Genomic DNA, 25,278 nt, shown 5'->3' with positions numbered 1-25,278 from the left:
TCGGCAGGTGGCAGGGTTCGGCGCGACGCTGGGGACATGAACGTTGATCTCACTGGAAAGGTCGCCCTCGTCGCGGGCGGCACGCGCGGTGCGAGCCGGGCCATCGCCGTCGAACTCGGCCGCGCCGGAGCGCACGTCTACGTCACCGGCCGCACCAGCGGCGAGCACCGCTCGGAAGTCGGGCGGAGCGAGACCATCGAGGGCACCGTGGAGCTGGTCGAGCGGGCCGGTGGTTCGGCCGTCGCGGTGCGGGTGGACCATCTCGACCCCGACCAGGTACGGAGCCTCGCCGAACGCGTCGACGCCGAACACGGCAGGCTCGATGTCCTCGTCGACGGGATCTGGGGTGGTGACACCCACCTCGGCTGGGAGCAGCCGGTGTGGGAGCACTCGCTGGACGCGAGCCTGCGGATGGTCCGGCTTGGCATCGACGCGCACCTCATCACCTCGCACTTCCTCCTGCCGCTGGTACTGCGCGAGCCCGGCGGACTCGTCGTGGAGCTGACCGACGGCACCGAGGAGTACAACGCGAAGTACCGCGAGGGCACGACGCTCGCCTTCTACGTCGTCAAGTCCGCCGCCCACGCCTTCGCTCGCGGGGAGGCGGCGGAGACGGCCGAGCACGGATGCACCGCGGTGGCGTTCACCCCGGGCTGGATCCGGTCGGAGGCGATGCTCGACGAGTTCGGGGTCACCGAACAGAACTGGCGGGACGCGCTGACGGCGCAGCCGCACTTCTGCATCTCCGAGACGCCGGCGTTCGTCGGCAGGACGGTGGCGGCGCTGGCCGCCGACCCGGAGAAGAAGCGGTTCTCCGGGCAGACGCTCAACAGCGGGCAGCTCGCGAAGATCTACGAGGTCGACGACGTGGACGGCAGCAGGCCCGACGGCTGGCGCTACATGCGCGAGGTGGCGGACCAGGGCAAACCGGCCGACCCCACCGGTTACCGCTGACGGCTGGATACCGGGATGAACGTCGTGGTGTCGACAGCCGGTGGGGTCCGACGCCGGGGTAGCGATCCCAGCAGAACGCCGCCGACCACGACCACGGCCGCGGTGATCTCCACCGGGGTCGGTCGCTCGTCGAGCAGTGCGAACGCCAGCGTCATGCCGACCACGGGCACCAGCAACGAGAACGGGGCCACGGTGCTGGCCGGATGCCTGCTGAGCAGCATGGTCCAGATACCCGAGCCCACGACGGTGCCGAACACCACGACGTAGGCGAGCCCGGCCAGCGACAACCACGCGTCACCGGCGAGCACAGTGGACAGTGCTGTCCACTGTGCTCCCGGACCCTCGAACACCAGTGACAGGACGAACATCGGGATCGGCGGCACGATCGATCCCCACAGCATGAAGTGCAGGGCGTTGGCCGGCCGCGCTTGCCGCGAGCAGAGGTTGCCCACCGCCCAGCTCAACGCGCCGAGCAGGGTGAGGATGACGGGCAGCAGTGCGGCGTACTCGGCGCGTTGCCAGGCGATCGCGGCCATGCCCACGACGGCCAGCCCGATGCCGCACACCTGCCGGACGGTGAGCCGCTCGGCCAGCAGCACCGCGCCGAGCAGCACGGTGAACGGCGCGGACGCCTGGAGCACCAGCGAGGCGAGGCCGGTGGGCATACCGAGGTCGAGGCCGACGAACAGGAACGCGAACTGCAGAGTGCCGAACCCGAGGCCGTATCCGACGAGCCAGCGCACCTTCACCCCGGGCCAGGGCACGAACAACACCGTCGGAATCGCGATGATCAGGAACCGGACCGAGCCGGCCAGCAGCGGCGGGATGCCGGTGAGCATGGCGTGGATGGCGAGGAAGTTGCAGCCCCAGAGCGTGGCGGTGAGGACGGCGAGCAGGCGGTCGCGGAGTGGCACGGTGTCCAGCATGGCCGCGATGACCGTGAAGCACTAGCGAGATTATTTTACTCATATGTCAAGTTCGTCTTAAAGATCGTCGGGTGGTGCGCTCGCGTCGTAGGCTGCCGTCGTGCTGGGGACAACTGACGATCGTCCGCTGCTGCTCGCCGGAGATCCCACGCGGCCGGACCGGGGGCTGCGGGCACGACTGCGCGCCGAGCACGCTGGCGACCTGGGCGCGGCGAGTGGTGAGGACGGCGGGAACGACCGCGCGTTCGAGCGCGGTGCGGCCCGCGCCTTTCTGGTGGTGCCGTTGGTGCGCGTACTCGCGTCCGCCGCGGGGCGGCGCGTGGTCGTCGGCACGATGCGGGTGGCCGTGGCGGACGACGGCGACACCACGCTCACCGCCGTGGTCGACGGTGTGTGGTCCGGCACCGCAAGGTGGCGGCGGGAGCCCGGCGAGCCGGAGTTGCCGCCCGACGCGCTGGTCCCCGCGCTCGCCGAGCCCGCCCATGCGATCCCGGACGAGCCCGAGGCCAGGGCCGTCGTGGTGGCCAAGGCGCTCGCCGAAGGCTCCCGCAACGACGTGGCACGCCTGCGCGGGCTGCGTTACGAGGTGGAGCGGCGCATCGCCGACCTGCTCGCCCGGCGGCGGGCCGTCGTGCTGCGGGACCTGCTCGCCGACGTGGTCGAACTGTCGCTGGCTTTCGGACGCGCGCGCGACCTCGCCCGGTGGCAGACCCGCCACCAGCTGGAGCTGTGGCGGTGGCACACCGGCGGCTCCGTCGAGCCCGAACCGTCCTGGGCGCGAACCCATCGTGCGGCCCTGCGCCACTGCGAGGCGATGGATCGGGAGCTGGGCGAGGAGGTGGACCAGTTGCAGAGCCTGCTCGCGAGCATGTCCACCTTCGCCGTCGCCCAGGACAGTGAGGCGCAGCAACGGTTCAACCTGGTCGCGGCCACGGCGGCGGCCGGCCTCGGCCTGCCCGCGCTGATCCTGTCGCTGTACGGCGCGGAAGCCGTGCTGCCACTGGACAGTGTGGGCCGGGCGGTGGCGGCGCTCGGCCCGATCGCGATCACCACGCTGGTGGCCGTGCTCGTGGCTCTGCGGCGGATGCCCGGCCCGGTCCGGGCGCGGCACTACCTGAGCACGGTCGCGCTGGTCCTGGCGCTGGTGTCGGTGCTGCTCGTGGCGGGCGCGCTCGTGCCGACCGGTTAGGGTGCTTCACTGGTCGGCGTGGACATCGCGAAGTTGCGCACCCTACGGGAGTTCGCCGACCGGGGCAGCGTGAGCGCGGCGGCGAGGGCCCTGCACTGCACGCCGTCGGCGGTCTCCCAGCAGTTGCGCGCACTGCAGGCCGAGGTGGGCCTGCCGCTCACGGAGCCCTCCGGCCGGGGGCTGCGCCTGACCGACGCGGGTCGTGCCCTGGTGGCGCGCGCCGACGACGTGCTCGCCGCCGTGGCACACGCCGAGGCCGAACTCGACGCCTACCGCAGCGCTCCCCGCGGCCGGGTCCGGCTCGCGCTGTTCCCCTCGGCGGCCCTGCTCCTGCTGCCCGGGCTGCTGAGCCGGTTCGCCGAGCGGCCGGGGCTCGACGTCGAGGTGCGCGACGTCGACATGACGCCGAAGGACGTGCCCGGGCTCGTGGCCGACTTCGACATCGTGGTCGCCCACCGCGACGAGCTCGCCGAGCCGTTCGGCACCGAGCGACTCGACGTCGTACACCTGTTGCGGGAGCCGCTCGACGTGGCGCTTCCCTTCGGTCACCCGCTCGCGGACCACGACCGGGTGGAGCCCGCCGAACTCGCGGGGGAGCCGTGGCTCGGTGTCGACGTCGGCTACCCCGTCGACGACGTGCTGCGTTCGCTCGCCGTGCGCACCGGTGTCCAGCCCGCGGTGGTGCATCGCATCAACGACTTCCGCGTCACCGAGGCGCTCGTGGCGGCAGGCCACGGCATCGCGCTGTTGCCACGCTTCACTTTGGACACCCGGCGGGTGCTGCGTAAGGAACTCGCCGGTATCCGAGCTGCCCGGCACGTCGAGGCGGTGCTGCGCCCCGGGGCGCGGACCCGCCCCGCCGTCGCCGCCGTGCTCGCCGACCTGCGTGCCGAGACGACAGCCGTGACCGCGTCCTGAGGCGCGCTCAGGCGCCGTGCCGCCGCGCCATCGCCCGTGCGGCCTCGGCGAAGGCGGTCCGGGCGGCCTGCGGTTCCAGCACCTCGACCTCGGTGCCGAGCCCGAGCAACTGACCCGCCGCGATGTGCGGTTCCTCCAGCCGGAGTTCGAGTTCGGTCCAGCCGTCCGGCCCCGGTGGCGGCGCCTCGCGCAGGGCGGCCACGACGAGGTCGGCCTCGACCACGGCGGGCAGTGCCCGCATCCCGGCCGGGCTGAGCCGGATCCGCACCGGCACCCGTTGCAGTGATCGCTCGAAACTCGCCGACGAGCGTTCCCACCAGCCCGCGAGGTCGAAGTCCGCGGGACGGTCGAACGACTCGTCGAGCACGGTCACGGCGGCGACCCTGGCGACCCGGTAGGTGCGAAGGTCGGTGCCGACCCTGGCCACGAGGTACCACACACCCGCCTTGAGCACGAGGCCGAGCGGGTCGGCTATCCGCTCGACGGTGCCCTGCGCACGCCGGTACCGCAGGCGCACGCGGTGCTGGTGCCAGACCGCTGCCGCGAGTTCGCTGAGGTGTTCGGTGTCGTCGTCGCCCCGGAACCAGCCCGGCGCGTCGAGGTGGAACCGCTGCGCGAGATGCTGGGCCTGGTCGCGCAGCGCGGTGGGCAGTGTCGCGGTGACCTTGGCGTGGGCACCGGCGACGGCGGAGCCCAGCCCCAGCTCCGCGAGTGCTCTCGGCACGCCCATCGCGAAGATCGCCACGGCTTCCCGTGACGTCAGGCCGTCGAGGCGCGTGCGCCAGCCGTCGACGAGCCGCACACCGCCGTAGCGGCCCGTCTCGGTCCACAGTGGAACCCCTGCGGCCTGCAGAGCCGCGAGGTCGCGATGCATGGTCCTCGACGACACTCCCAGTGCGGTGGCCAGTTCCGCGACAGTCGCGCTGCGCCTGCTCTGCAACGTGAACAGCAGGGCCACCAACCGCTCCGCTCGCATGCACTCATCATGCCCGCATCGCCAGCACGCGGCGGAAGACCACCACCCCCGCCACACAGGCGAGAGCCGCGAGCAGCACGACGAGTGTGCTGGCGGGGTCCGACCGGCGCAGCGCCGTGCCTCCCGCGTAACCGAGCAACCCCGCGTAGGTACACCAGAGGGTGACACCGATCGCCGAGGCGGCGACGAACCGGCCACGGGGCCAGCGCAGCGTCCCGGCCAGCAGTGAGCCCACCGTGCCACCCGCGGGCAGCCAGCGCGCGGCCACCAGCGCGGGCAGGCCGTGCCGCTCCAGGTGCCGGGTGATCCACTGCGCTGTCTGCTCGGCCGCGGCCCTGCTGCGCAGCCGGTCGAGCAACCGCGCGCCGCCCCGGCGGCCGAGCGTGTAGAGCAGGTAGTCCGAGATCAGGCAACCCGCCGCCGCGACCGCCACCACCGGAACGAGCGAACGTCCCCCGTCGGCGGCGGCCACGCCCATCCCGATCAACACGACCTCGGTCGGGACGAGCGGCACCACTGCCACCGCGAAGAGCAACAGCAGCGAGAGGACGTCCACGAGGACCATCCAACGTCGCCGTCGCTGAGAGACCTTCAGCCCCCCACCGCGGGTGTTGTCACCGTCGCACTTTACGTAGCCGTGTCCGCAGGTTAGGTAGCCGTGTCCGCAGCCTGCGTAGCCGTGTCCGCACCGTGCGGTGCGAACACGGCTACGCAGGCTGCGGACACGGTGTCCGGATCACCGGTGCGCGCGGTTCACCGCCGACACGACGGCGCGCAGGGACGCGGTGACGATCGACGGGTCGATACCCACACCCCAGTACACGGTGTCGTCGATGGCGCACTCGATGTAGGACGCGGCCTTGGCGTCGTCTCCCGGGGTCAGGGTGTGCTCGCTGTAGTCGAGCAGCCGCAGGTCGTAACCCACCGTCGCCAGCGCGTCGAAGAACGCCGCGATCGGGCCGTTGCCGCGCCCCACGACGTCCTGCTCCTCGCCGTCGAGCCGGATGGTCGCGGTCAGTTCGTAGTCGCCGTTCGCGGTGACGTGCTGGCGCAGCAGTTCCAGCGGCGCGGCCGGTTCCAGGTACTCGGCGGCGAACGCCCGCCACATCGTGTCCGGGGCCACCTCGCCGCCCGCGGTGTCGGTGTGCCGCTGGATCGTCCTCGCGAACTCGATCTGCAACCGGCGCGGCAGGTCGAGCTGGTGTTCGGTCTTCATGACGTAGGCGATGCCGCCCTTGCCCGACTGCGAGTTCACCCGGATCACGGCCTCGTAGCTGCGGCCGACGTCCTTCGGGTCGATCGGCAGGTACGGCACCTCCCACGGGTACTCGTCCACCGGTGTGTTCGCCTTGGCCGCCTGGTCACGCAGTGCGTCGAAGCCCTTGTTGATCGCGTCCTGGTGGCTGCCCGAGAACGCGGTGAACACGAGATCGCCCGCCCACGGGCTGCGCTCGGGTACGGGCAGCTGGTTGCAGTACTCGACGGTGCGCTTGATCTCGTCGAGGTCGGAGAAGTCGAGCTGCGGGTCGATGCCCTGGCTGAACAGGTTCATGCCCAGCGCGACCAGGTCCACGTTGCCGGTGCGCTCGCCGTTGCCGAACAGGCAGCCCTCGATGCGGTCGGCGCCGGCCTGGTAGCCGAGTTCGGCGGCGGCGATGCCGGTGCCACGGTCGTTGTGCGGGTGCAGCGACAGGATCACCCCGTCCCGCCGGTCGAGGTTGCGGTGCATCCATTCGATCGAGTCGGCGTAGACGTTCGGGGTGGCCATCTCCACGGTCGCGGGCAGATTGAGGATCACCGGCTCGTCGGCGGTGGGCTGCCAGATGCCGGTCACGGCGTTGCACACCTCGGCGGCGTAGCTCAGCTCGGTGCCGGTGTAGGACTCGGGGGAGTACTGGAACCGGAAGTCGGTGTCGGAGTACTTCTCCGCGTACTCCACCACCAGTTCGGCCGCCTGGGTGGCGATCTTCTTGATGCCCTCCCGTTCCTCCCGGAACACCACGCGCCGCTGGAGGACGGAGGTCGAGTTGTAGACGTGCACGATGGCGCGTGGCGCGCCCTCCAGTGACTGGAAGGTGCGCTCGATCAGCTCGGGGCGGCACTGGGTGAGCACCTGGATGCGCACGTCGTCGGGGATCGCGCCGTCAGTGATGATCTCGCGCACGAAGTCGAAGTCGGCCTGGCTGGCGGCGGGGAAGCCGACCTCGATCTCCTTGAACCCCATGCGGACCAGCAGGTCGAAGAACTTGCGCTTGCGCGCGGGTGACATGGGGTCGATCAGGGCCTGGTTTCCGTCGCGCAGGTCGACGGCACACCACAGCGGTGCGCGTTCGATGCGCTGGTCGGGCCAGGTGCGGTCGGGCAGCCGGATGTCCTCCACCAGGCGGTGCCACGGACGGTACCGGTGGTACGGCATCGCACTGCCGCGCTGCGGGTTCCAGGACGGTTGTCCCTCGGCGGCGGCCCGGGACGGGGTGCGGATTCGGCTCGCGGGCTTGGCGGGGGGCTCGGACATGCTCATGTCGGTGAACGCTCCTTCGGTGTCGGCCGGAGGACCGGCGAGTGGTGCCCGTGGACACCAGAAGCCCCGCGACGGGGAGCCGGTCGGATCAGGCCCCGTCGCGGCAGCGAAGGAGAAGGAGCGCGAACGCCACGGGGCCAGCCTAACGACGGCCCGCGGCAACGCAAGGGCCGGGGCGTGGCCGGAGTGTGACCTCCGGCTCGGCCACGCCGAGTTACCGGCGCGTAGCTTTCGCGCTCGGTCCGTGCGAAACTGCTGCCCATGGGTGCACATCACGCCGAAGGGCAACCACGCGACGTCACCCCGGAGCCGGAGCCGCCCACCGAGGTCCACGAGCCGGTGGCGGCCCGGGAGACCGAGCGCCGGTCCGTGGACTGGCGGCGCACGCGCGGCAGGATCTCGGACGTGCTGGCCGGCGTCGTGCGCTGGGTCGGACTGGTGCTCGCGCTGGTGCTCGTGCTGGACGTGCTGTTCGTCGTGGGGGAGGCCAACGCCGACAACGGCATCGTGGTGTTCGTCTCGGACGCCGCGAGTGCGGCCTCGATCGGGTTCGAGGACCTGTTCCTGCCCGACGACCCCAAGTTGGAGGTCTTGCTCAACCACGGCATCGCCGCGATCTTCTGGCTGGTGGCCTCGTCGATCGCGGTCCGCGTCGTCCGGCTCGCGTTCGGTGGCGGAGGCGTGCGGTGAGGCGGCGCCGGTTCAGCCCGAGAACGTCGGGTCGCCCCAGGTGCCGCTGAACGCCAGCTCGGACAGCGCGATGCGGTCGCGGGGCGCGCGTTCCCGCTCGGCGTCCCTCGGTTCGGTGAAGATCGAGGGATCGGCCGCCACACCGACGGCGACCGTCACCAGCGGTTCCACCTCGTCGGGCAGCTCGAAGGACCGGCGCACCGCGTCGCGGTCGAACCCGGCCATCTGCCGCGCCACCAAGCCCTCGGCCACCGCCTGCAACACGAGGTTCTCCGTGGCGAGCCCGGTGCCGTACTCGGCGTAGGGCACGTCGCCCTTGGCGTTGCGGGTGACGGCGCAGCCGACCAGCAGGGCCCCGGCGCGGTGTGCCCAGGACTGATTGCTGTCCGTCAGAGCGCCGAGGATGCGCTTGTACGTGTCGTCGCCGCGCAGACCCGCCACGTAACGGGCGGGCTGGGTGTTGCCGAACGACGGCGCCCAGCGAGCGGCTTCGAGCAGGGCCCGCAGCTGCTCGGCGCTCACCTCGGCCTCGCTGTCGAGGGCGCGCGGGCTCCACCGGTTGGCGATGAGGTCGTGAATCCTGACGCTGGTCAGCGCTTGCTTGTCACTCACGCGTGTCGAGTATGCCAGCGGGCGAAATCGCAGGTCGAAGAGTGGTCGGCGCCACAGAGCTGGGTAATCGGACAGCGAGCCCCCGGTACCCTTGACGTCCAAGCGATCCGCACGCGCCGACGTCGAGACCGGATCGGCGACAGGCGCGGCATGCGAGGAGGAACGAGCCGTGGCGCTCGTAGTCCAGAAGTACGGTGGTTCGTCACTGGAGAGCGCTGATCGCATCAAGCGCGTGGCCGAACGGATCGTCGCGACCAGGAAAGCCGGAAACGACGTCGTGGTCGTGTGCTCCGCCATGGGCGACACCACCGACGAGCTGCTCGACCTCGCCGAGGAGGTCAACCCCGTTCCTCCCGAACGCGAGATGGACATGCTCCTCACGGCGGGGGAGCGCATCTCCAACGCACTCGTGGCGATGGCGATCTCCGCGCAGGGCGCGGAGGCGTGGTCCTTCACCGGGTCGCAGGCAGGGGTGGTGACCACGTCGGTCCACGGAAACGCCCGGATCATCGACGTGACGCCGTCCCGGGTCACCGAGGCGCTAGAGCAGGGCTACATCGCCCTGGTGGCCGGTTTCCAGGGTGTCGCGCAGGACACCAAGGACATCACCACGCTCGGCCGGGGCGGGTCCGACACGACGGCGGTGGCGCTGGCCGCCGCGCTGAACGCGGACGTGTGCGAGATCTACTCCGATGTGGACGGTGTCTACACGGCGGACCCGCGCATCGTGCCGGACGCCCGCAAGCTCGACACGGTGCCGTACGAGGAGATGCTGGAACTGGCCGCGAGCGGTTCCAAGATCCTCCACCTGCGGTCGGTGGAGTACGCCCGCCGCTACGGTGTGCCGATCCGTGTCCGCTCTTCCTACAGTGACAAGCCGGGTACGACCGTGACCGGTTCGATTGAGGAGATCCCCGTGGAACAAGCGTTGATCACCGGCGTCGCCCACGACAGGTCGGAGGCGAAGATCACCATCACCGGTGTGCCCGACCATGCCGGAGCGGCGGGCCGCATCTTCCGCGCCGTGGCCGACGCGGAGATCGACATCGACATGGTGCTGCAGAACATCTCCAACACGGCGGGGCGCACCGACATCACGTTCACCCTCTCCAAGGCCAACGGGCCCAAGGCCGTCAGCGAGCTGGAGCGGCTCAAGGACGACCTCGACTTCTCGGCGGTGCTCTACGACGACCACGTGGGCAAGGTGTCGCTGGTCGGTGCGGGAATGCGGTCGCACCCCGGCGTGACGGCGTCGTTCTGTGAGGCACTGTCCAAGGCCGGAGTGAACATCGAGATCATCAACACGTCCGAGATCCGCATCTCGGTGCTGATCCGCGACGCGCAGCTCGACGACGCCGTGCGCGCGATCCACGACGCCTTCGAACTCGGTGGCGACGAAGAGGCCGTCGTCTACGCGGGGAGTGGTCGCTGATGGCGAAGGACGGTGTGCGGGTCGGCGTGATCGGTGCCACCGGCCAGGTCGGTGCGGTGATGCGCAGGTTGCTGGCCGAGCGGGACTTCCCGGTGTCGCGGATGCGGTACTTCGCCTCGGCGCGCTCGGCGGGGTCGACCCTGCCGTGGCGTGGCGAGGACGTCGTGGTGGAGGACACCGCCACGGCCGACGTGTCCGAACTGGACATCGCGCTGTTCTCCGCGGGCGGGGCGACCTCGAAGGCGCAGGCGCCCCGGTTCGCCGAGGGCGGAGCCACGGTGATCGACAACTCGTCGGCGTGGCGGCTCGACCCGGACGTCCCGCTGGTGGTGAGCGAGGTCAACCCGCAGGCGGTGAAGGACGCCCGCAAAGGCATCATCGCCAACCCCAACTGCACCACGATGGCGGCGATGCCGGTGCTGAAGCCGCTGCACGAGGCGGCCGGTCTGGTCCGGCTCGTCGCGAGCACCTACCAGGCCGTGTCCGGCAGCGGGCTCGCCGGTGTCGAGGAGCTGGCGAGTCAGGTGCGGGCCGTGGCCGGGCGCGCCGACGAACTGACGCACGACGGTGCGGCGGTCGAGTTCCCCGAGCCGGCCAAGTACGCGCGGCCGATCGCGTTCAACGCGCTGCCGATGGCCGGCTCCGTGGTCGACGACGGCTCGCTGGAGACCGACGAGGAGCAGAAGCTCCGCAACGAGAGCCGCAAGATTCTCGACATCCCGGAGCTGCGTGTCTCGGGAACCTGTGTGCGCGTCCCGGTGTTCACGGGACACGCTCTGTCGATCAACGCCGAGTTCGCCCGGCCGCTGTCGGTCGAGCAGGCCACGCGACTGCTGGCGGAGGCCCCCGGCGTCGCGCTGTCCGAGATCCCCACTCCGTTGCAGGCGGCGGGCACCGACCCGAGCTACGTGGGCCGGATCCGCGTCGACCCCGGGGTGGCCGACGGTCGCGGGCTGGCGCTGTTCGTCGCGGGTGACAACCTGCGCAAGGGTGCCGCGCTCAACGCGGTGCAGATCGCGGAACTGGTGGCCCGGGCCGTCTGACGCGAGACCAGCAATGCCGTGAAGGCCACCTTCACTGCGTCAGACGCAGCGAAGGTGGCCTTCACGGCACCCCGGCGGCGGTGCCGAAACCGGTACTCTCGTCGCCATGCGTACATCGGCTGTTCGGGCGGTCTGTACCGCCGTGGTGCTCTCGGGATTCGTGCTGGCGGGCTGCGACGAAGTGAATTCAGCGGTCGAGGGGGTCGAAAGCGCCGGTGACAAGGCCGCGGTCTGCACCGAGGCGTTGCAGATCATCGACATCAACCCGAACGTGAGTCCGGAGGACGTGGCGGCGAGGGCCGAGGAGAAGGCCAACGAACTGCGCGAGCTCGGAAACCAGGTGGCGGACCAGACCGTGCAGGACACGCTGTTCGACATGGCCAACGGCTACCTGGAGCTGGAGGAGCGAAAGCTCGACCACATGAACAACTTCTCCGGGTGGCTGGAGCGCAACCTCCAGAACCTCGACGAGCTCCGGCAGGCCTGCTTCTAGTTCAACGCGGCGGCCGTGCTCGCCCTGCTCCGGTCCCGCCTGCGGTCCCGCAGGGACAGCACGGCTCCGACCGCGCCGAAGGCGAGCCCGCCCGCCGCCGCGGTGACGAACCCCCAGCCCGGTTCGGCCCGGTCGAGCACGAAGCCGACCAGTGGGCTGCCCAGGCCGAGCCCGAGCCGGGTGGCGGAGTCCTGAAGCCCCATCGCCATGCCCCGCACCGTGTGGGGCACGGCCTCGCTGATCGTCTCGGCGGTGGCCGCGAGCGTCGGCGCACACACGACGTTGAGCGGTAGCACCGCGAGCGCCAGCAGCCACCAGGGTTCGGTGGCGAGACCGACGGGCACCGTCAGGGCCGCGAGCAGCAGCATGAGGGTGAGCTGCGACAGCGAGCGCCGCGCGGTGCCGTACACGAGCCCGCCGACGAGTGACGCGGCTCCCATCCCGGCGAGCACCACTCCGGTCCAGGCCACGTCGCCCGACGCGCGCAGCGAGGCGACGACGGCCAGTTCCACACCGATGAGCACCACCGCCGCGCCCGTCGCCACGAACAGTGCGGCGACGAACCGGCCGGTGACCCAGGTCCGGAGTGCGGGCCGGATGGTCGCCGCGGTGGTGCTCTCCTCGGCCGTGCGCACGGGCGGGTTGAGCGACCACAGGGCCAAGGCGAGCACGCCGTTCGCGGCGCCGATGCCGGTCAGCGCGAGCGAGGTCGAGTACTGCGTGCTCACCAGCATCGCGAGCACCGGGCCGCTCATGTACGCGACCTCGATGCCCACCTGATCGAGCGAGAACGCCGCGCGCCTGCGGGCCACGGGGACGAGGGCGGCGATGACCTGTCGCGAGATCGAACCGGCAGGCACCACCAGTGCGCCCGCCGGCAGTGCCGCCGCGAGCAGCACCTCGAACGGCAGGTGCGGGGTGCTGAGCCAGTACCCACAGGAGACGGTGCCGCACACGGCGACGACGGGGCGCAGGCCGTATCGGTCGATCATGCGGCCCACCGTGGGCGCTCCCAGAGCCGAGCCCAGCATCGTCGCGGTGCCTGCGAGTCCCGCGGCGGCGTAGCCGCGCTCCAGCTCGCTCACCACGTGCAGGGTGAGGGTGATGCCGGACGCGATGATGGGCACCCGGCTGAAGAGCAGCAGCAGCATCGAGGCGCCGAGCGTGGGAATGCGGAACAGTTGCCGGTAGGGCTGGAGGGGCACGACTCCGACGGAACCGCAGTGTGGCACGTACGTGCAACTCTGTTTTCGGGTGACGGGTGATCGACTCACTGTGAAAACTTGACTGGTTCCAGAAAAGTCGGCACGATGGTCTGGTCATGCCTCACCAGCAAAGCCCCGTCCGGGAACGTCTCAAGGCGGCAGGTCTGAGGGTCACCGCACCGCGGGTGGCCGTTCTCGACTGGCTCGCCCACCATCCCCACGCCACGGCCGAACAGGTCACGGCGGGGGTGCGTGACGTCCTCGGGTCGGTGTCCACACAGGCCGTCTACGACGTACTCGGAGCCTGTACTCACGCCGAGTTGGTGAGGCGTATCGAACCGGCCGGACATCCGGCGCGGTACGAGACCCGAACGGGAGACAACCACCACCACCTCGTGTGCCGCCGGTGTGGGCTCACTGTGGACGTCGACTGCGTCCGCGGTGCCGCACCGTGCCTCGAACCGTCCCACGGGGGCGGTTTCGAGATCGAGGAGGCCGAGGTCGTCTTCTGGGGACTGTGCCCTGCCTGTAAGCACCACGACGAGGAGGCATCGGCGTGACCAAGCCGACCACGAACAACGTCGGTATCCCGGTGGGCAGCGACAACGACTCGCTGACCGTCGGCACCAACGGTCCGATCCTGCTGCAGGATCACTACCTGATCGAGAAGAACGCGCAGTTCAACCGTGAGCGTGTGCCCGAGCGCGTGGTCCACGCCAAGGGTGGTGGCGCGTTCGGTTATCTCGAGGTGACCGAGGACGTCAGCCAGTACACCAAGGCCGCCGTGTTCCAGCCGGGCACTCGCACCGACAGTGTCATCCGCTTCTCCACCGTCGCCGGTGAGAACGGCTCGCCCGACACGTGGCGCGACCCGCGCGGCTTCGCGGTGAAGTTCTACACCAGCCAGGGCAACTACGACATCGTCGGCAACAACACGCCGGTGTTCTTCATCCGCGACCCGATCAAGTTCCCGGACTTCATCCACTCGCAGAAGCGGCGCGCCGACAACCACCTGCGCGACCACGACATGCAGTGGGACTTCTGGACGCTGCGCCCGGAGTCGGCGCACCAGGTGACCTGGCTGATGGGTGACCGGGGCATCCCGAAGAGCTGGCGGCACATGAACGGCTACGGCTCCCACACCTACCTGTGGGAGAACGCGGCCGGCGAGAAGTTCTGGGTCAAATACCACTTCAAGACCGACCAGGGCATCGAGTACCTCACGCAGGACGAGGCCGACCAGCTCGCCGGTGCCGACGCCGACCACCACATCCGTGACCTGTGGACGGCCATCGAGCAGGGCGACCACCCGAGCTGGACGCTGTACGTGCAGGTCATGCCCTACGCGGACGCGGCCGAGTACCGGTTCAACCCGTTCGACCTCACGAAGGTGTGGCCGAAGGGCGACTACCCGCTGATCAAGGTCGGCCGGTACGTGCTGGACCGCAACCCGAGCAACTACTTCGCCGAGATCGAGCAGGCGTCGTTCGAGCCGTCGAACCTGGTGCCCGGCATCGGTCCCTCGCCCGACAAGATGCTGCAGGGCCGGCTGTTTGCCTACGCGGACGCGCACCGCTACCGCATCGGCACGAACTACACCCAGCTGCCGGTGAACGCCGCGCAGTCCGAGGTGAACAGCTACTCGCGCGACGGGCAGATGCGCTACAGCAACCCGGCTGACCCGGTGTACGCGCCGAACACCGCGGGCGGCCCGCACGCCGACCCGGCCGTGGCGTCCGAGACGCACGCGACGTTCGGCATCGAGGACGAGGTCGTCCGCTCGGCGTACCGGCTGCACTCGGAGGACGACGACTTCGGTCAGGCCGGCACGCTGGTGCGTGAGGTGATGAACGACGAGGAGCGCGAGCGCCTCGCGAACAACATCATCGGCCACGCCAAGAAGGGTGTGTCCGAGCCGGTGCTGGAGCGTGTCTTCGAGTACTGGCGCAACGTCGACAAGGACCTCGGCGACAAGGTCGCGCAAGCCTTCGGCAAGTGATCCGGGCCTGACCCGCCGTGTCCGCAGCCTGCGTAGCTGTCTTTGCAGTCTGCGTAGCCGTGTTCGCACCGCGCGATGCGAACACGGCTACCGGGGCTGCGGACACGGCTACCGGGGCTGCGGACACTCGGACACGGCGTTCGGCTCACCCCGGCAGGCCCATGCGGAGGGCTCCGGCCGCTTCGGCCAGGGCCTCGCGGAAGCGCCGCCCGAGGCCGAGGAAGTTCGCGTAGCCGTGGATGAGGTCCGCCTGCCTGCTCAGCGCCACGGGCACGCCCGCGTCGGCGAGCTTGGCCGCGTAGGCCTCGCCCTCGTCGCGCAGCGGGTCGAACCCGGCGGTGGCGAGGTAGGCGGGCGGCAGCCCGGAGAGGTCGTCGGCCAGCAGCGGGGACAGCAGCGGGTCGGACCGGTCCACGCCACCGGGGGCGTAGTGGTCGATGAACCACGTCATCTCCTCGTCGGTGAGGAAGAACCCGTCCGCGAACAGTTCGCGCGACCGCCGCCGCACGGTGGCGTCCACGGCGGGGTACAGCAAGAGCTGGAACGCGGGCGCCGGTCCGCCCCGGCGTGTCGTGGCGAGGGCGGTCACCGCCGCGAGGTTGCCGCCCGCACTGTCGCCACCCACCGCCACGCGCCGTGGGTCGGCCCCGAAATCGCCCGCCTTGTCGACGGCGAAGTCGAACGCCGTCAGCGCGTCCTCCTGCGCCGCGGGGAAGGGGTTCTCGGGAGCGAGGCGGTACTCGACCGACAGCACCCTCACTCCCGCGTACTTGGCGAGGAACCGCGCGGTGTTGTCGTGGCTCGCCCTGGTCCCGACCACCCAGCCGCCGCCGTGGTAGAAGACGAGCATCCCGGAGCCCGTCGGCAGTTTCTCTGGGGTGTAGAGCGTGGCGGGCAGGGTGCCGTGCGGCGCGGGGACGGGCACCTCTCTGGTGAGCACGGGTTCGACCGGCCGCCCGCTGACCAGGTGCCGTGAGGCGTCGAGCGCCGCCCGGGAGCGTGCGACCGAGCCGTCGGCGAGGCTCGCCCCGGACAGCTGCTGGAGCCGCAGCAGCAACTGCGCGTCGAGCGCGAGCTCCTGGCCATCGAGCCGGATGGGGGTGCCCGCGACGAGGCGGCGCAGCGGGCGTGGCAGCGCGTAGAGCAGTTGCGCGCCCGCGGACTGAACGCGGATGTGGGCGGGTATCGCCATGTCCTTCTCCCGTCGCCGGTGACCCGATTAAGGCTACTCGTCGGTAGTTTCGGCTGACCAGATGTGACACACCTCCTCCGGACGGTACTGGCTCTCCACCTAGGTCGAGCGTCTAGCCTCGGGAGGGTGACAGCGACACGGGCGATCAGAGTTCTCGGTCTCGGCGGCTCACTGCGCAACGGTTCGCAGTCGGAGCGGGCGCTGCGCCTCGCGCTGGACGGCGCGGCCGAGGCGGGGGCCGCCACCGGCGCCGTCACCGGTGAGCGGCTGGTGCTGCCGTTCTACGATGCGGGCACCGACGAACGAGCGCATGCCGCACAGGACCTCGTCGAGGCCGTCCGCCGGGCCGACGGCGTGATCGTCGTGTCGCCCGGTTACCACGGTTCCGTGTCCGGTCTGGTGAAGAACGCCCTGGACTACGTCGAGGATCTGCGCGACGACGTGCGTCCCTACCTGCACGGCCGCGCGGTCGGAGTGATCGCGGTGGCTCACGGATGGCAGGCGGCGGTCACGACGCTCAACCAGATGCGCACCATCGCGCACGCGCTGCGCGGGTGGCCGACCCCGCTGGGTGGTGCCGTGAACACCGCCGAGGTGAAGTTCGACGACGCCGGTGCGGCCTCGGAGGAGAAGGTCGGCACCACGCTGCGCCTCATCGGCAGGCAGGTGGCCGAGTTCGCCCTCGCCCAGGCCGCGGCCGGTTTCACCGGAAGAACGTAGCGCGGTTGCCTCGCCCTTCAGGGCGGGGAGGAAGCGCATCTGATCCGCGTACGACGTGCTCAGCGGTGACCTACACGACCGGCCGGGTCTGCTGCTCGATGTACTGACGCACCGCCGAGATCGGCGCGCCACCGACCGACCCGGCGAAGTATGACCCGGACCAGAGGCGCACGCCTTTCCAGTAGGCGAACCGCAGGTCCTCGAACTCCTTGCGCAGCAGCCGCGATGACACGCCCTTGAGGCTGTTGACCAGTTTCGACACGGCAACCTTCGGGGGGAAATTGACCAGTAGGTGCACGTGGTTTCTCTCGCCGTTGAACTCCTCAAGCTCGACCTCGAAGTCCTCGCACACTCGCCGCATGACCTCTTCCATGCGCTGTAGGTGCGTGTCGGTGAACACCGGGTGCCGGTACTTCGTAACAAAAACCAAGTGAGCGTGCATCTTGAAAACCACGTGTCGACCAGCACGGAAGTCCTCGTATGTGCCCATAACCCAAATGCTACAATGGTCAACATGACCACGGCAGGCGACACGGACACCGGCACCGCCCGGTACACGTATCGCCTGCGCGTGTCGAAAACCGCTGAGGTCGCACTCCGCGAGGAGTGGGGGCGTTGCCGGTGGGTGTGGAACGAATGCGTCGCCATGTCCCGCAAGGTCCATCAGCGCAACCGCGCGACCGGCTCCGACGACACCTGCGGCCCCGCGCATCTGGACAAGCTCCTGACCGACGCGCGCCAGCGCAACCAGTGGTTACGCGACGGTTCGTCGGTCCCGCAGCAGCAGATCATCCGGGACTTCGCGAAGTCCCGCGCCAAGGCGTTGAAGGACATCAAAGCGCGGCTGCCGATCAAGCAGCGCGCCGGGATGCCCAAGCGGAAGCGACTCAAGGACGACCGTTCGAGCCTGAGCTACACCAAGCGCGGGTTCCGCATCAAGAACGGCCGCCTGCACCTCGCGGGCGGCATCGTGTTGACAGTGGTGTGGTCGCGCGAGTTGCCGTCTGAACCCTCGTCGGTGCGGGTGTATCAGGACAACCTGGGGCACTGGTACTGCTCGTTCGTCGTCGCGACCGAGGTGGAGTCGCTGCCGGAAACCGGCCGCGTGCTCGGTATCGACTGGGGCGTGCGCGAGACCGCCACCACCAGCGACGAAGCCTACGACCTGCCACACCAGCAGCACGGGAAGTCCGCCGCAGCCACACTCGCGCGCTACCAGCGGCAGATGGCCCGCCGGGCACGCCCGAAGAACAAGCCGCAGAGCAAGGGCTACCGACGAGCGCAGCGGCACGCCGCGAAGCTGGCGAAGAAGGTCGCGCGGCAGCGGCAGGACACTGGGCGCAAGTGGGCCAAGCGTGTCGTTCGCGACCACGACGCGGTGGCCGTCGAGGACTTCCGGCCGAAGTTCCTCGCGAAGACCACGATGGCCCGCAAGGCAGCCGACGCAGCTATCGGCGCGACCAAGACAGCACTGATCGAGCAGGCCCGTAAGCACGACCGTGCGCTGAGGCTGGTCGATCCGAAACACACGACGACGGACTGCGGACAGTGCGGCGCGAGAACCAAGCACCGCCTGCCCCTGTCAGAACGCACCTACACCTGCACCACGTGCGGCGCGGTGTCCCCGAGGGACAAGAACTCCGCACGCGTGATGCTCGTCCGGGCTGGTTTCAACCCGGCTGGCGTTGAGGGCGTGAGTCCTGTCCGCGTGCAACGCGGTCAGGCTGCCTGAGTCAGCAATCTCCCGCCCTCAGGCGAGAGAGGATTCAAGCCTCCCACGAACGGGTAGCCCTCCGGCAACGGACGTCGACGCGACGTATCCGAACGGAGGAGGACAGCGCGATGGCGAACTCGCCTATCAAGAGCCCGCTCAAGGAGAGTGACAAGGAGCTGACGGCGAGCGTTCTGCAGTCGACCCTCGTCGACCTCGTCGACCTCAGCCTGATCGCCAAGCAGGCCCACTGGAACGTCGTCGGCAAGAACTTCCGCAGCGTGCATCTCCAGCTCGACGAGCTGACGTCGGCGGCGCGCGGCTATGTCGACGAGGTTGCCGAGCGGGCCAACGCGATCGGTGTGTCGCCCAACGGCAAGGCGAAGACCGTCTCCGAGAGTTCGGGCCTGCCGGACTACCCGGAGAACTGGCAGAGCACCGACATCACCGTGGACCGCATTGTCGAGATCCTGGACCGGCTGATCCAGCGGTTGCGGGTCCGCATCGACGAGACCGACAAGAGCGACCTCGTCACGCAGGACCTGCTGATCGAGATCGCCCAGGAGATCGAGAAGCAACACTGGATGTGGCAGGCGCAGAAGGCCTGACATCTCCCCCTGTTCCCGCCCCTCGCCCGGTGGTGGTGCGGCGAAGGCCACCTTCACTGCGTGTCGCGCAGCGAAGGTGGCCTTCGCGGCGTCTCAGGCCAGGCCGACGGCCCGCGCCGCGAACGACACCTCGATGGCCACCTGCGTGATGGTCTCGGCGACCACCAGCGAGCCGTGGCCCGCGTCGTAGCGGTAGAAGGCGTACTCCGCGCCGCGAGCGGCCAGCCGGTCGAGGTAGTTCTCGATCTGCCGGATCGGGCAGCGCGGGTCGTTGTCCCCGGCCAGTACGAGCACCGGTGCCGACACGGTGTCCACGTAGGTGATCGGCGAGCAGGTCTCGTACACCTCGGGCACGTCGGACGGCGACCCGCCGAACAGCGCGCGGTCGAACGCGCGAAGCTGTTCCATCTCGTCGTCGTAGGCCGCCACGTAGTCGGCCACCGGCACCCCGGCGACCCCGGCCGACCAGCGCCCCGGCTGGGTGCCCAGCGCGAGCAGCGTCAGATACCCGCCCCAGGACGCCCCCGCGACCACACACCGGTCCGCGTCGGTGAGTCCCGACGTGAGCGCCCAGTCGTGGACGGCGGCCACGTCCTCCAGCTCGGTGAGGCCAGGGCGTCCCTCGATCGCGTCCCGCCAGGACGAACCGTAGCCGGTGGACCCTCGGTAGTTGACCTCCACGACGGCGAAACCCGCGTCGAGCCACACCGCCCGGTACGCCGAGAACCGGTCCTCGTCGGCCGCGTGCGGTCCTCCGTGCAGCAGGAACACCGTGGGTAGCGGCTCGCCGCCCGCCGCCTCCGGCGTGGACACCAACGCGTGGACGCGGCCCCCTGGGCCGTCGACGTACACGTCGGTCACCGGCCGCGAACCGGGAGCGCGTTCGCCGGGCGGCGTGATCAGCACCCGGTCGTCGCCGCCCGGCTCCCGGCTGCGCACCAGCGGAGGCTCGGCCGCGTTCGACCACGAGTACTCCACGGTGCCGTCGGGGCGCACCCCCGCGCTGCCGATCCAGCCGGGTGCGGTGTCCAGTGCCGTCAGGGTGGCCGTGGCCGGCTCGTAGCGGTGCAGCCTGCTGCGGCCCTGGTCGAACTGGGCGATCAGCAGCGCCTCGCCGTCGGGGTACCAGTCGCCGGCCAGCTCGCCCGGCAGGTCGATGTGCAGCTCGGTCTCGGTGTCGGCCTCGACGTCCCAGATCAGGAGTTCCTCCCGGTCCCGCCGCTCGTGCTGGACCAGCAGCCTGGGATCGCCCTTGCGCGGGGAGAACGACAGGGCGGCGAGTCCCCTGCCCTCGCCGTCCCACTTCTCCGCCACCACCGCGTCGTCGGCGGTCGCGAGAATCCGCAGCGCGGGGTGACGGGAGTCGCCGTGCTCGGCGTGCCCGATCGCGAGCAGCCGCTCGTCGCGGGACAGCGCGGACACGTCCGCGTCGTGTTCACTCGCGTAGAAGCGCCGGGTGCGCCCGTCGCGGTGCGCGTACAGCGCGCTGCCGTCGTCGGTGGACACACCCACCGCGCACAGCTCGTGGCCGATCTCCAGCCCTGCCGGGTAGCCCGCTGGCACGTCCGGGATCGCGGGCGCGGCCGCCGCGCCGCCCGCGAACGGCTCACGCACCCAGGTGCCGAACTCGTCGCCGTCCGTGTCGTCGAACCACCAGATCCACTCACCGTCCGGAGAGAGGGTGCCGTGGACGGTGCCGTTGGGCCGGTCGGTGACCTGGCGATGACTGTCTCGGGCCCGGTCCCAGGCGTAGAGCTCCCAGACGCCGCCCGCGTTCGACACGTACAGGCTGGCGTGCGGTGCGTCGAGTGCCCAGTCCGGCAGCGACACCCTGGCCGCGCTGAACCGGGCACGCCAGCGGCTTTCCCGCTCGGGATCGGCGAACAGCGCCTCGGGGACTTCGGGGCTCGGATGTGGTGTGCTCACCCCGGTGATCCTGCCAAATCCGTAGGGTTGGGCGCGTGAGTGAGGGGCACGCGGTTCACACGGGATTCGTGGTGCCGCTGTTGCGACCAGGGATGCGGGTGCTCGACGTCGGTTGTCGCGGCGCGGTGACCACGGCGAGTCTCGGTACCGCCACGCACCCGGTACACGTACTCGGGCTCGGGGGTGATCCCGAGCAACTGCGGCGTGCCAGGCGGGCGAACGAGCGGGCGGCCGTGAGCACCACCAGCTTCGCCTCGTCCCGGGCGCGGGCACTGGCGGTGCGGTCCGAGTCGGTCGACGTGGTCTACGCCCATGGCGTGCTCGACCGGGAACCCGAGCCGATGGTCGTGCTGGCCGAGTTCCTGCGAGTGCTGCGCCCCGGCGGACTGCTGGCCCTGTCGACACCCGACTGGAGCCGCACCAGGGTGAAGCCCAAGACCGCGAACGTCGACGCCGCACTGCGCGGCTGGAACCTGGTGCGGCGTCGCGAAGGCGGTGACCCCGCGGCAGGCAGGCACGTCGAGGACTGGGTGCGCCGCGCCGGATTCCGCGACATCCGCTCACGCCCCCGCTTCCATTCCGGCAACGACTACCGGGGCCTCGCGTTGACCATCGAGAACGAGCTCGCCGGAGCCCTGCGGGACGCGGAGAACGGTATGGACCCCCAGCTCGCCAGCGCCGCGCGATCGGCGTGGATGTGGGTGCGCGGCGGTCAGGGCGAGGTCAGCGAGTGCTGGGTGGAAACGATCGCCGCGCGCTGACACGATGCGGGAGCGGATATGACAGAACCCCGCCCGGTGTTACCGGACGGGGTCCGTCTCGTCGGGGTGGCGGGATTTGAACCCACGACCTCCTCGACCCGAACGAGGCACGCTACCAAGCTGCGCCACACCCCGATACTTCCCAGCGGGTCGTCACACAGTCTAGCGGACGTGGCTCGCCGCCCGACGGCGGGCCACGTTTCGCGTACTCGCGGGGCGTGATCCGCGCGGGACCAGCGTCAACAGGCTGGCCTCCGGCGGACACGCGAAGCGCGCGGGGGCGTACGGCGAGGTGCCCAGCCCTGCCGACACGTGCAGCCACATGTGCGCACCCCAGCGCGACGCGCCGCGAGCGCGCGACCGGTCCAGTTCGCAGTTGGTGACGAGCGCGCCGACGCCCGGCACCCGAAGCTGGCCCCCGTGGGTGTGGCCCGCGAGCACCAGGTCGTACCCGTCGGCGGCGAAGGGGTCCAGGACGCGCGGTTCGGGTGAGTGCGTGACACCGAGCCGCAGCGCGGCCTGCCGATCGGGGACGCCGGTGATGTCGGTGTAGCGGTCCCGCCGCAGGTGCGGATCGTCGACGCCCGCCGCGAACACGCGTTGTCCCGACACGGTGAGCGTCCTGCGCACGTGGGTCAGGTCGTGCCAGCCGTGCTCCACGAACGCCGCCCGCAGGTCACGCCACGGCAGGTGGGTGCCGTGGATGCGCTTCTTGCGGCCCTTCGGCATCAGGTAGCGCGCGGGGTTCTTCGGCTTCGGCGCGTAGTAGTCGTTACTGCCGAACACGAACAGCCCCGGTCGCTGCAACAGCGGCCCGAGCGCCCGCAGGACCGCGGGCACGGCCTGCGGGTGCGCGAGGTTGTCGCCGGTGTTGACCACGAGGTCGGGGTCGAGACGATCGAGTTCGGCCACCCAGCGCTGCTTGGACTCCTGGCCGGGCAGCATGTGCAGGTCGGAGAGGTGCAGGATCCGGATGGGGCGCGAGTCGGCCGCGAGCACCGGCAACTCCGCCGTGCGCAGCGTCCAGTGCCGCCGTTCGACGCCGACGGCGTAGCCGAGCATCGCGACGGCTGTCGCCGCCGTCCCCGTCATCAGGTGTTTCATCATCATCCTCGGGGTGACGTGTGTCACCGACACTACGTTCGGCTCGGACGGCGGGTTGCTGTGCCGGAGCAGATTACCCGGAACGGCCCCGTCGATTTCACTCGATCCAGCGACGCACGTCACGCTCCCGTGCCGGTTACGAGTACTCCGGACTGGGCTCCGGCAGTGGTTCGACCGGCAGCCCTTCCATGATCGGGTTCATGGCCCGGAACCAGGTTCGTGCCGGGGTCTTCCCGCCGAACATGTTGCCGGTGGAGCCGGCCGAGGCGCGCACGTTGCCCGGGCCGCCGTCGATGAGGCCGCCGTAGGGCCGGTCGGGCCGGAACACCATCGCCGAGCCCGCGAGTTGCGGCGTCGCCCCGATGAAGGCAGCCGAGCCCTGGAACTGCGTGGTTCCGGTCTTGCCGATCATCGGCCGTTCCCAGCCCGCTCCCGACGCCGCCGCGGCCGCCGTGCCACCCGGGTCGACATCCTTGCTCAGGCCCACCGCGAGCGTGTCGGCGAGCTTCTCGGGCACGACCTGCTCGCAGGACTTCTCCTCCACGGGAAACTCGTTGCCGCCCCGGTTGATGACCTCCAGGATCGGAGTCGGTGGGCACCACACCCCGCCGCTCATGATCGTGGCGGCCACGTTGGCCATCTCCAGATTGCTGACCGGGCTCGCGCCCAGGGTGAAGAAGCCCGCTCCCGCCTCGAAGACGCCGCCCGGTCCGTGGAACTCCGTCTGGGTCATGGAATAGCGCGGGTCCTCGTGGTCCGGGACGGGCTCCTCGCCGTTGGCGAAGTTCGACGCCATCGTCTTGCGCAGCCCGAGCCTGCTGGCCATCTCGACCACCGGGCCCATCCCGGTCTTTTCCTCGAGGATCACGAACGTCGTGTTGGGCGACTGGGCCAGCGCGTCCTGGAGTGACATGGACCCGCCGTACTCGCCCGCGTTCTGCACGCAGTAGGCCTTGATGCCCGACGGCCTGGTCGGGCAGTGGTCGCCACCACCGTTGAAAACCTGCGAGGTGTGGAAGCCCGGCACGGGCACCGTGTCGAAAATGCCGTACTTGCGCTGCTCCATCGCGGTGGCCGCGGTGAAGATCTTGTAGCTCGACCCGGCTCCGGTCACGTTGAAGACCTCGTGCGGCAGCCCGTAGGTGGTCTGCCCCGCGTCCTTGTCGGTGCCGTAGTCCCGGTTGGCGGCCAGTGCGACGACCTCGTGGCGGTCCTTGCCCGGTTTCACCAGCGACAGCGTGTTGGCCACGTTCGGTTCTTCCTTGGCGACCTCGGCCTCCGCGGCGGCCTTGGCGGCGTGGGTCGCCTCCGGGTCCATCGTGGTGCGGATGGTGTAGCCGCCGGTGTAGAGGTCGTCCTTGTCCATCCCCAGATCGAGCAGGTAGTCCTCGACGTACTGGCAGAAGAAGCCGTACTCGGGGCCGGCGCCGATGCAGTTGGCGGGTGGCTTGTTCGGACCACCCGGCACCACGCCCAGCGGCTCCTCCTTCAGGCGCTCGGCGTCCTCGGCGGAGAGCTTGCGGTTCTCGACCATCTTGTCGAACACGAAGTTGCGACGCTCCGTGGCTTCCTCCGGGTTGTTCCACGGGTCGAGCACGGCCGGGTTGTTGACCATCGCGGCGAGCAGGGCCGACTGGCTCACCGTCAGCTCGGCCGCCGTGGTGTCGAAATACGCGTTCGCCGCCGCGCCGACACCGGAGATCTGCCGGGAGAACTCGACGACGTTGAGGTAGCCGGTGAGGATTTCCTCTTTCGGCATCTTGGTTTCGAGCTGAATGGCGATCCGCGCTTCTTTGAGCTTGCGGGCGATGGACACTTCCTGTGCCTTCTGCTGCCCGAGCGGGTCCTCGCGGTAGATGACGTTGATCAAATAGTTCTTCACGTACTGCTGCGTCAGTGTGGACGCGCCCTGGGTGTCACCGCCGGAGGTGTTGCTGATGGCCGCACGCAGCGTGCCCTTCCAGTCGACACCGGGGTGATCGTAGAATCGGCGGTCCTCGACGGAGATGATCGCCCACTTCATGGCGTCGGAGATCTCGTTCGAGGCCGTCGGGATGCGGTACTGCTTGTAGAGGGTCGAGATCGGGTTGCCGTCCCGGTCGGTGATGGTCGTGACCAACGGCGGGGGCTCGTCGGCGAGGTCCGACGACATCGACTCGACCGTCTCACTGGCCTGATTGGAGATCACGCCGGCGGCGCCCGCGACCGGAAAGATAATTCCGGCGACGAGGACTCCGGCGAGCAGGCACAGCCCCAGTAACTTGAACAGACCGCTCCGGATACTCACGTCCACAGACT

24 protein-coding genes and 1 tRNA gene are annotated in these 25,278 nt (G+C 70.0%); 13 read left to right on the top strand and 12 right to left on the bottom strand.

Going from position 1 to position 25,278, the window contains the following annotated elements:
• Nucleotides 1–36: 36 nt before the first annotated feature.
• Nucleotides 37–954, top strand: a complete 918-nt coding sequence (locus FFT09_RS06340) for an SDR family oxidoreductase (protein ID WP_024875486.1) — start codon at nt 37–39, stop codon at nt 952–954.
• Here the strand turns inward: FFT09_RS06340 and FFT09_RS06335 are convergent.
• Nucleotides 945–1,868, bottom strand: coding sequence for an EamA family transporter (locus FFT09_RS06335; RefSeq protein WP_176218269.1), 924 nt, complete (start codon nt 1,866–1,868; stop codon nt 945–947). The two genes, FFT09_RS06340 and FFT09_RS06335, sit on opposite strands and share 10 nt — an antisense overlap.
• 112 nt (nt 1,869–1,980) lie before the next feature.
• Between FFT09_RS06335 and FFT09_RS06330 the strand changes: the two genes are divergently transcribed.
• Both FFT09_RS06330 and FFT09_RS06325 read left to right on the top strand, forming a co-directional pair.
• Nucleotides 1,981–3,069: a hypothetical protein gene (locus FFT09_RS06330; RefSeq protein WP_138382125.1), complete on the top strand. Its 1,089-nt coding sequence runs from the start codon at nt 1,981–1,983 to the stop codon at nt 3,067–3,069.
• 18 nt (nt 3,070–3,087) lie between these two features.
• Entirely contained in the window at nt 3,088–3,987 is a 900-nt protein-coding gene (locus FFT09_RS06325) for a LysR family transcriptional regulator (protein ID WP_138382124.1), read from the top strand.
• A gap of 7 nt (nt 3,988–3,994) precedes the next feature.
• On the opposite strand, the gene FFT09_RS06320 is transcribed toward FFT09_RS06325, so the two are convergent.
• The 3 genes from FFT09_RS06320 to leuA form a co-directional block, all read right to left on the bottom strand.
• Nucleotides 3,995–4,963, bottom strand: coding sequence for a helix-turn-helix transcriptional regulator (locus FFT09_RS06320; RefSeq protein WP_138382123.1), 969 nt, complete (start codon nt 4,961–4,963; stop codon nt 3,995–3,997).
• 7 nt (nt 4,964–4,970) lie between these two features.
• Nucleotides 4,971–5,519, bottom strand: a complete 549-nt coding sequence (locus FFT09_RS06315) for a DedA family protein (RefSeq protein ID WP_138382122.1) — start codon at nt 5,517–5,519, stop codon at nt 4,971–4,973.
• Between the two features lie 180 nt (nt 5,520–5,699).
• Nucleotides 5,700–7,484, bottom strand: a complete 1,785-nt coding sequence (leuA, locus tag FFT09_RS06310) for a 2-isopropylmalate synthase (protein ID WP_081191902.1) — start codon at nt 7,482–7,484, stop codon at nt 5,700–5,702.
• A gap of 261 nt (nt 7,485–7,745) precedes the next feature.
• Between leuA and FFT09_RS06305 the strand changes: the two genes are divergently transcribed.
• Nucleotides 7,746–8,174 carry a hypothetical protein gene (locus tag FFT09_RS06305; protein WP_244231258.1) on the top strand — a complete coding sequence of 143 codons (429 nt, stop codon included), beginning with the start codon at nt 7,746–7,748 and terminating at the stop codon, nt 8,172–8,174.
• A 12-nt stretch (nt 8,175–8,186) separates the two neighbouring features.
• Here FFT09_RS06305 and FFT09_RS06300 read toward each other — a convergent pair whose 3' ends face one another.
• Nucleotides 8,187–8,786 (bottom strand): nitroreductase family protein, encoded by a 600-nt coding sequence (locus FFT09_RS06300; protein ID WP_081191900.1) that lies wholly within the window; start codon nt 8,784–8,786, stop codon nt 8,187–8,189.
• A gap of 169 nt (nt 8,787–8,955) precedes the next feature.
• Here FFT09_RS06300 and FFT09_RS06295 point away from each other — a divergent pair, with 169 nt between their 5' ends.
• The 3 genes from FFT09_RS06295 (at nt 8,956) to FFT09_RS06285 (ending at nt 11,754) form a co-directional block, all read left to right on the top strand.
• A complete protein-coding gene (locus FFT09_RS06295) occupies nt 8,956–10,218 on the top strand; it encodes an aspartate kinase (protein ID WP_024875473.1) in 1,263 nt (420 codons plus the stop codon).
• A complete protein-coding gene (locus FFT09_RS06290; RefSeq protein WP_138382121.1) occupies nt 10,218–11,261 on the top strand; it encodes an aspartate-semialdehyde dehydrogenase in 1,044 nt (347 codons plus the stop codon). Before FFT09_RS06295 ends, FFT09_RS06290 begins: the two co-directional genes overlap by 1 nt.
• 106 nt (nt 11,262–11,367) lie before the next feature.
• Nucleotides 11,368–11,754 carry a hypothetical protein gene (locus tag FFT09_RS06285; protein WP_081191896.1) on the top strand — a complete coding sequence of 129 codons (387 nt, stop codon included), beginning with the start codon at nt 11,368–11,370 and terminating at the stop codon, nt 11,752–11,754.
• Here the strand turns inward: FFT09_RS06285 and FFT09_RS06280 are convergent.
• Entirely contained in the window at nt 11,751–12,959 is a 1,209-nt protein-coding gene (locus FFT09_RS06280) for an MFS transporter (protein WP_138382120.1), read from the bottom strand. The genes FFT09_RS06285 and FFT09_RS06280 overlap by 4 nt on opposite strands.
• Nucleotides 12,960–13,075: 116 nt before the next feature.
• On the opposite strand from FFT09_RS06280, the gene FFT09_RS06275 reads away from it, so the two are divergent.
• Both FFT09_RS06275 and FFT09_RS06270 read left to right on the top strand, forming a co-directional pair.
• Nucleotides 13,076–13,519, top strand: coding sequence for a Fur family transcriptional regulator (locus FFT09_RS06275; RefSeq protein ID WP_024875469.1), 444 nt, complete (start codon nt 13,076–13,078; stop codon nt 13,517–13,519).
• A complete protein-coding gene (locus FFT09_RS06270; protein ID WP_081191892.1) occupies nt 13,516–14,958 on the top strand; it encodes a catalase in 1,443 nt (480 codons plus the stop codon). The genes FFT09_RS06275 and FFT09_RS06270 overlap by 4 nt, the downstream gene beginning before the upstream one ends.
• Before the next feature lie 145 nt (nt 14,959–15,103).
• Here the strand turns inward: FFT09_RS06270 and FFT09_RS06265 are convergent, their stop codons facing one another.
• Nucleotides 15,104–16,150, bottom strand: a complete 1,047-nt coding sequence (locus tag FFT09_RS06265) for an alpha/beta hydrolase (protein ID WP_138382119.1) — start codon at nt 16,148–16,150, stop codon at nt 15,104–15,106.
• A 126-nt stretch (nt 16,151–16,276) separates the two neighbouring features.
• Here FFT09_RS06265 and FFT09_RS06260 point away from each other — a divergent pair, with 126 nt between their 5' ends.
• Nucleotides 16,277–16,870, top strand: coding sequence for an NADPH-dependent FMN reductase (locus tag FFT09_RS06260; protein WP_138382118.1), 594 nt, complete (start codon nt 16,277–16,279; stop codon nt 16,868–16,870).
• A 70-nt stretch (nt 16,871–16,940) separates the two neighbouring features.
• Here the strand turns inward: FFT09_RS06260 and tnpA are convergent, their stop codons facing one another.
• Nucleotides 16,941–17,360 carry an IS200/IS605 family transposase gene (gene tnpA, locus FFT09_RS06255; RefSeq protein WP_081191886.1) on the bottom strand — a complete coding sequence of 140 codons (420 nt, stop codon included), beginning with the start codon at nt 17,358–17,360 and terminating at the stop codon, nt 16,941–16,943.
• Between tnpA and FFT09_RS06250 the strand changes: the two genes are divergently transcribed.
• Entirely contained in the window at nt 17,301–18,602 is a 1,302-nt protein-coding gene (locus FFT09_RS06250) for an RNA-guided endonuclease InsQ/TnpB family protein (protein ID WP_244231257.1), read from the top strand. The two genes, tnpA and FFT09_RS06250, sit on opposite strands and share 60 nt — an antisense overlap.
• A gap of 110 nt (nt 18,603–18,712) precedes the next feature.
• Complete coding sequence (locus tag FFT09_RS06245; protein WP_081191884.1) at nt 18,713–19,189, top strand: Dps family protein; 477 nt, start codon at nt 18,713–18,715, stop codon at nt 19,187–19,189.
• A gap of 93 nt (nt 19,190–19,282) precedes the next feature.
• Here the strand turns inward: FFT09_RS06245 and FFT09_RS06240 are convergent, their stop codons facing one another.
• Nucleotides 19,283–21,115, bottom strand: a complete 1,833-nt coding sequence (locus FFT09_RS06240) for a S9 family peptidase (RefSeq protein WP_138382117.1) — start codon at nt 21,113–21,115, stop codon at nt 19,283–19,285.
• 35 nt (nt 21,116–21,150) lie between these two features.
• On the opposite strand from FFT09_RS06240, the gene FFT09_RS06235 reads away from it, so the two are divergent.
• The gene (locus FFT09_RS06235) at nt 21,151–21,876 is read left to right on the top strand and encodes a class I SAM-dependent methyltransferase (protein ID WP_081191880.1); all 726 of its coding nucleotides are present in this window, start codon (nt 21,151–21,153) and stop codon (nt 21,874–21,876) included.
• A 61-nt stretch (nt 21,877–21,937) separates the two neighbouring features.
• Here the strand turns inward: FFT09_RS06235 and FFT09_RS06230 are convergent.
• From FFT09_RS06230 to FFT09_RS06220, 3 genes are all read right to left on the bottom strand, one after another.
• Nucleotides 21,938–22,011, bottom strand: a tRNA-Pro gene (locus tag FFT09_RS06230).
• A 27-nt stretch (nt 22,012–22,038) separates the two neighbouring features.
• Entirely contained in the window at nt 22,039–22,980 is a 942-nt protein-coding gene (locus FFT09_RS06225; RefSeq protein ID WP_138382585.1) for a metallophosphoesterase, read from the bottom strand.
• A 136-nt stretch (nt 22,981–23,116) separates the two neighbouring features.
• A complete protein-coding gene (locus FFT09_RS06220; protein ID WP_138382116.1) occupies nt 23,117–25,267 on the bottom strand; it encodes a transglycosylase domain-containing protein in 2,151 nt (716 codons plus the stop codon).
• Between the last annotated feature and the right edge of the window lie 11 nt (nt 25,268–25,278).

Source organism: Saccharomonospora piscinae (assembly GCF_005862235.1).
In the GTDB taxonomy this organism is placed as follows: Bacteria; Actinomycetota; Actinomycetes; order Mycobacteriales; family Pseudonocardiaceae; genus Saccharomonospora; species Saccharomonospora piscinae.
This window is presented reverse-complemented; position numbering and strand designations above follow the sequence as displayed.

What these genes read in the sequence shown, in the direction of transcription:
- leuA (WP_081191902.1), bottom strand. Translation starts at nt 7,484, where the DNA reads ATGAGCATGTCCGAGCCCCCCGCCAAGCCCGCGAGCCGAATCCGCACC.
- FFT09_RS06340 (WP_024875486.1), top strand. Translation starts at nt 37, where the DNA reads ATGAACGTTGATCTCACTGGAAAGGTCGCCCTCGTCGCGGGCGGCACG.
- FFT09_RS06245 (WP_081191884.1), top strand. Translation starts at nt 18,713, where the DNA reads ATGGCGAACTCGCCTATCAAGAGCCCGCTCAAGGAGAGTGACAAGGAG.
- FFT09_RS06275 (WP_024875469.1), top strand. Translation starts at nt 13,076, where the DNA reads ATGCCTCACCAGCAAAGCCCCGTCCGGGAACGTCTCAAGGCGGCAGGT.
- FFT09_RS06285 (WP_081191896.1), top strand. Translation starts at nt 11,368, where the DNA reads ATGCGTACATCGGCTGTTCGGGCGGTCTGTACCGCCGTGGTGCTCTCG.
- FFT09_RS06265 (WP_138382119.1), bottom strand. Translation starts at nt 16,150, where the DNA reads ATGGCGATACCCGCCCACATCCGCGTTCAGTCCGCGGGCGCGCAACTG.
- FFT09_RS06225 (WP_138382585.1), bottom strand. Translation starts at nt 22,980, where the DNA reads ATGAAACACCTGATGACGGGGACGGCGGCGACAGCCGTCGCGATGCTC.
- FFT09_RS06305 (WP_244231258.1), top strand. Translation starts at nt 7,746, where the DNA reads ATGGGTGCACATCACGCCGAAGGGCAACCACGCGACGTCACCCCGGAG.
- FFT09_RS06290 (WP_138382121.1), top strand. Translation starts at nt 10,218, where the DNA reads ATGGCGAAGGACGGTGTGCGGGTCGGCGTGATCGGTGCCACCGGCCAG.
- tnpA (WP_081191886.1), bottom strand. Translation starts at nt 17,360, where the DNA reads ATGGGCACATACGAGGACTTCCGTGCTGGTCGACACGTGGTTTTCAAG.
- FFT09_RS06320 (WP_138382123.1), bottom strand. Translation starts at nt 4,963, where the DNA reads ATGCGAGCGGAGCGGTTGGTGGCCCTGCTGTTCACGTTGCAGAGCAGG.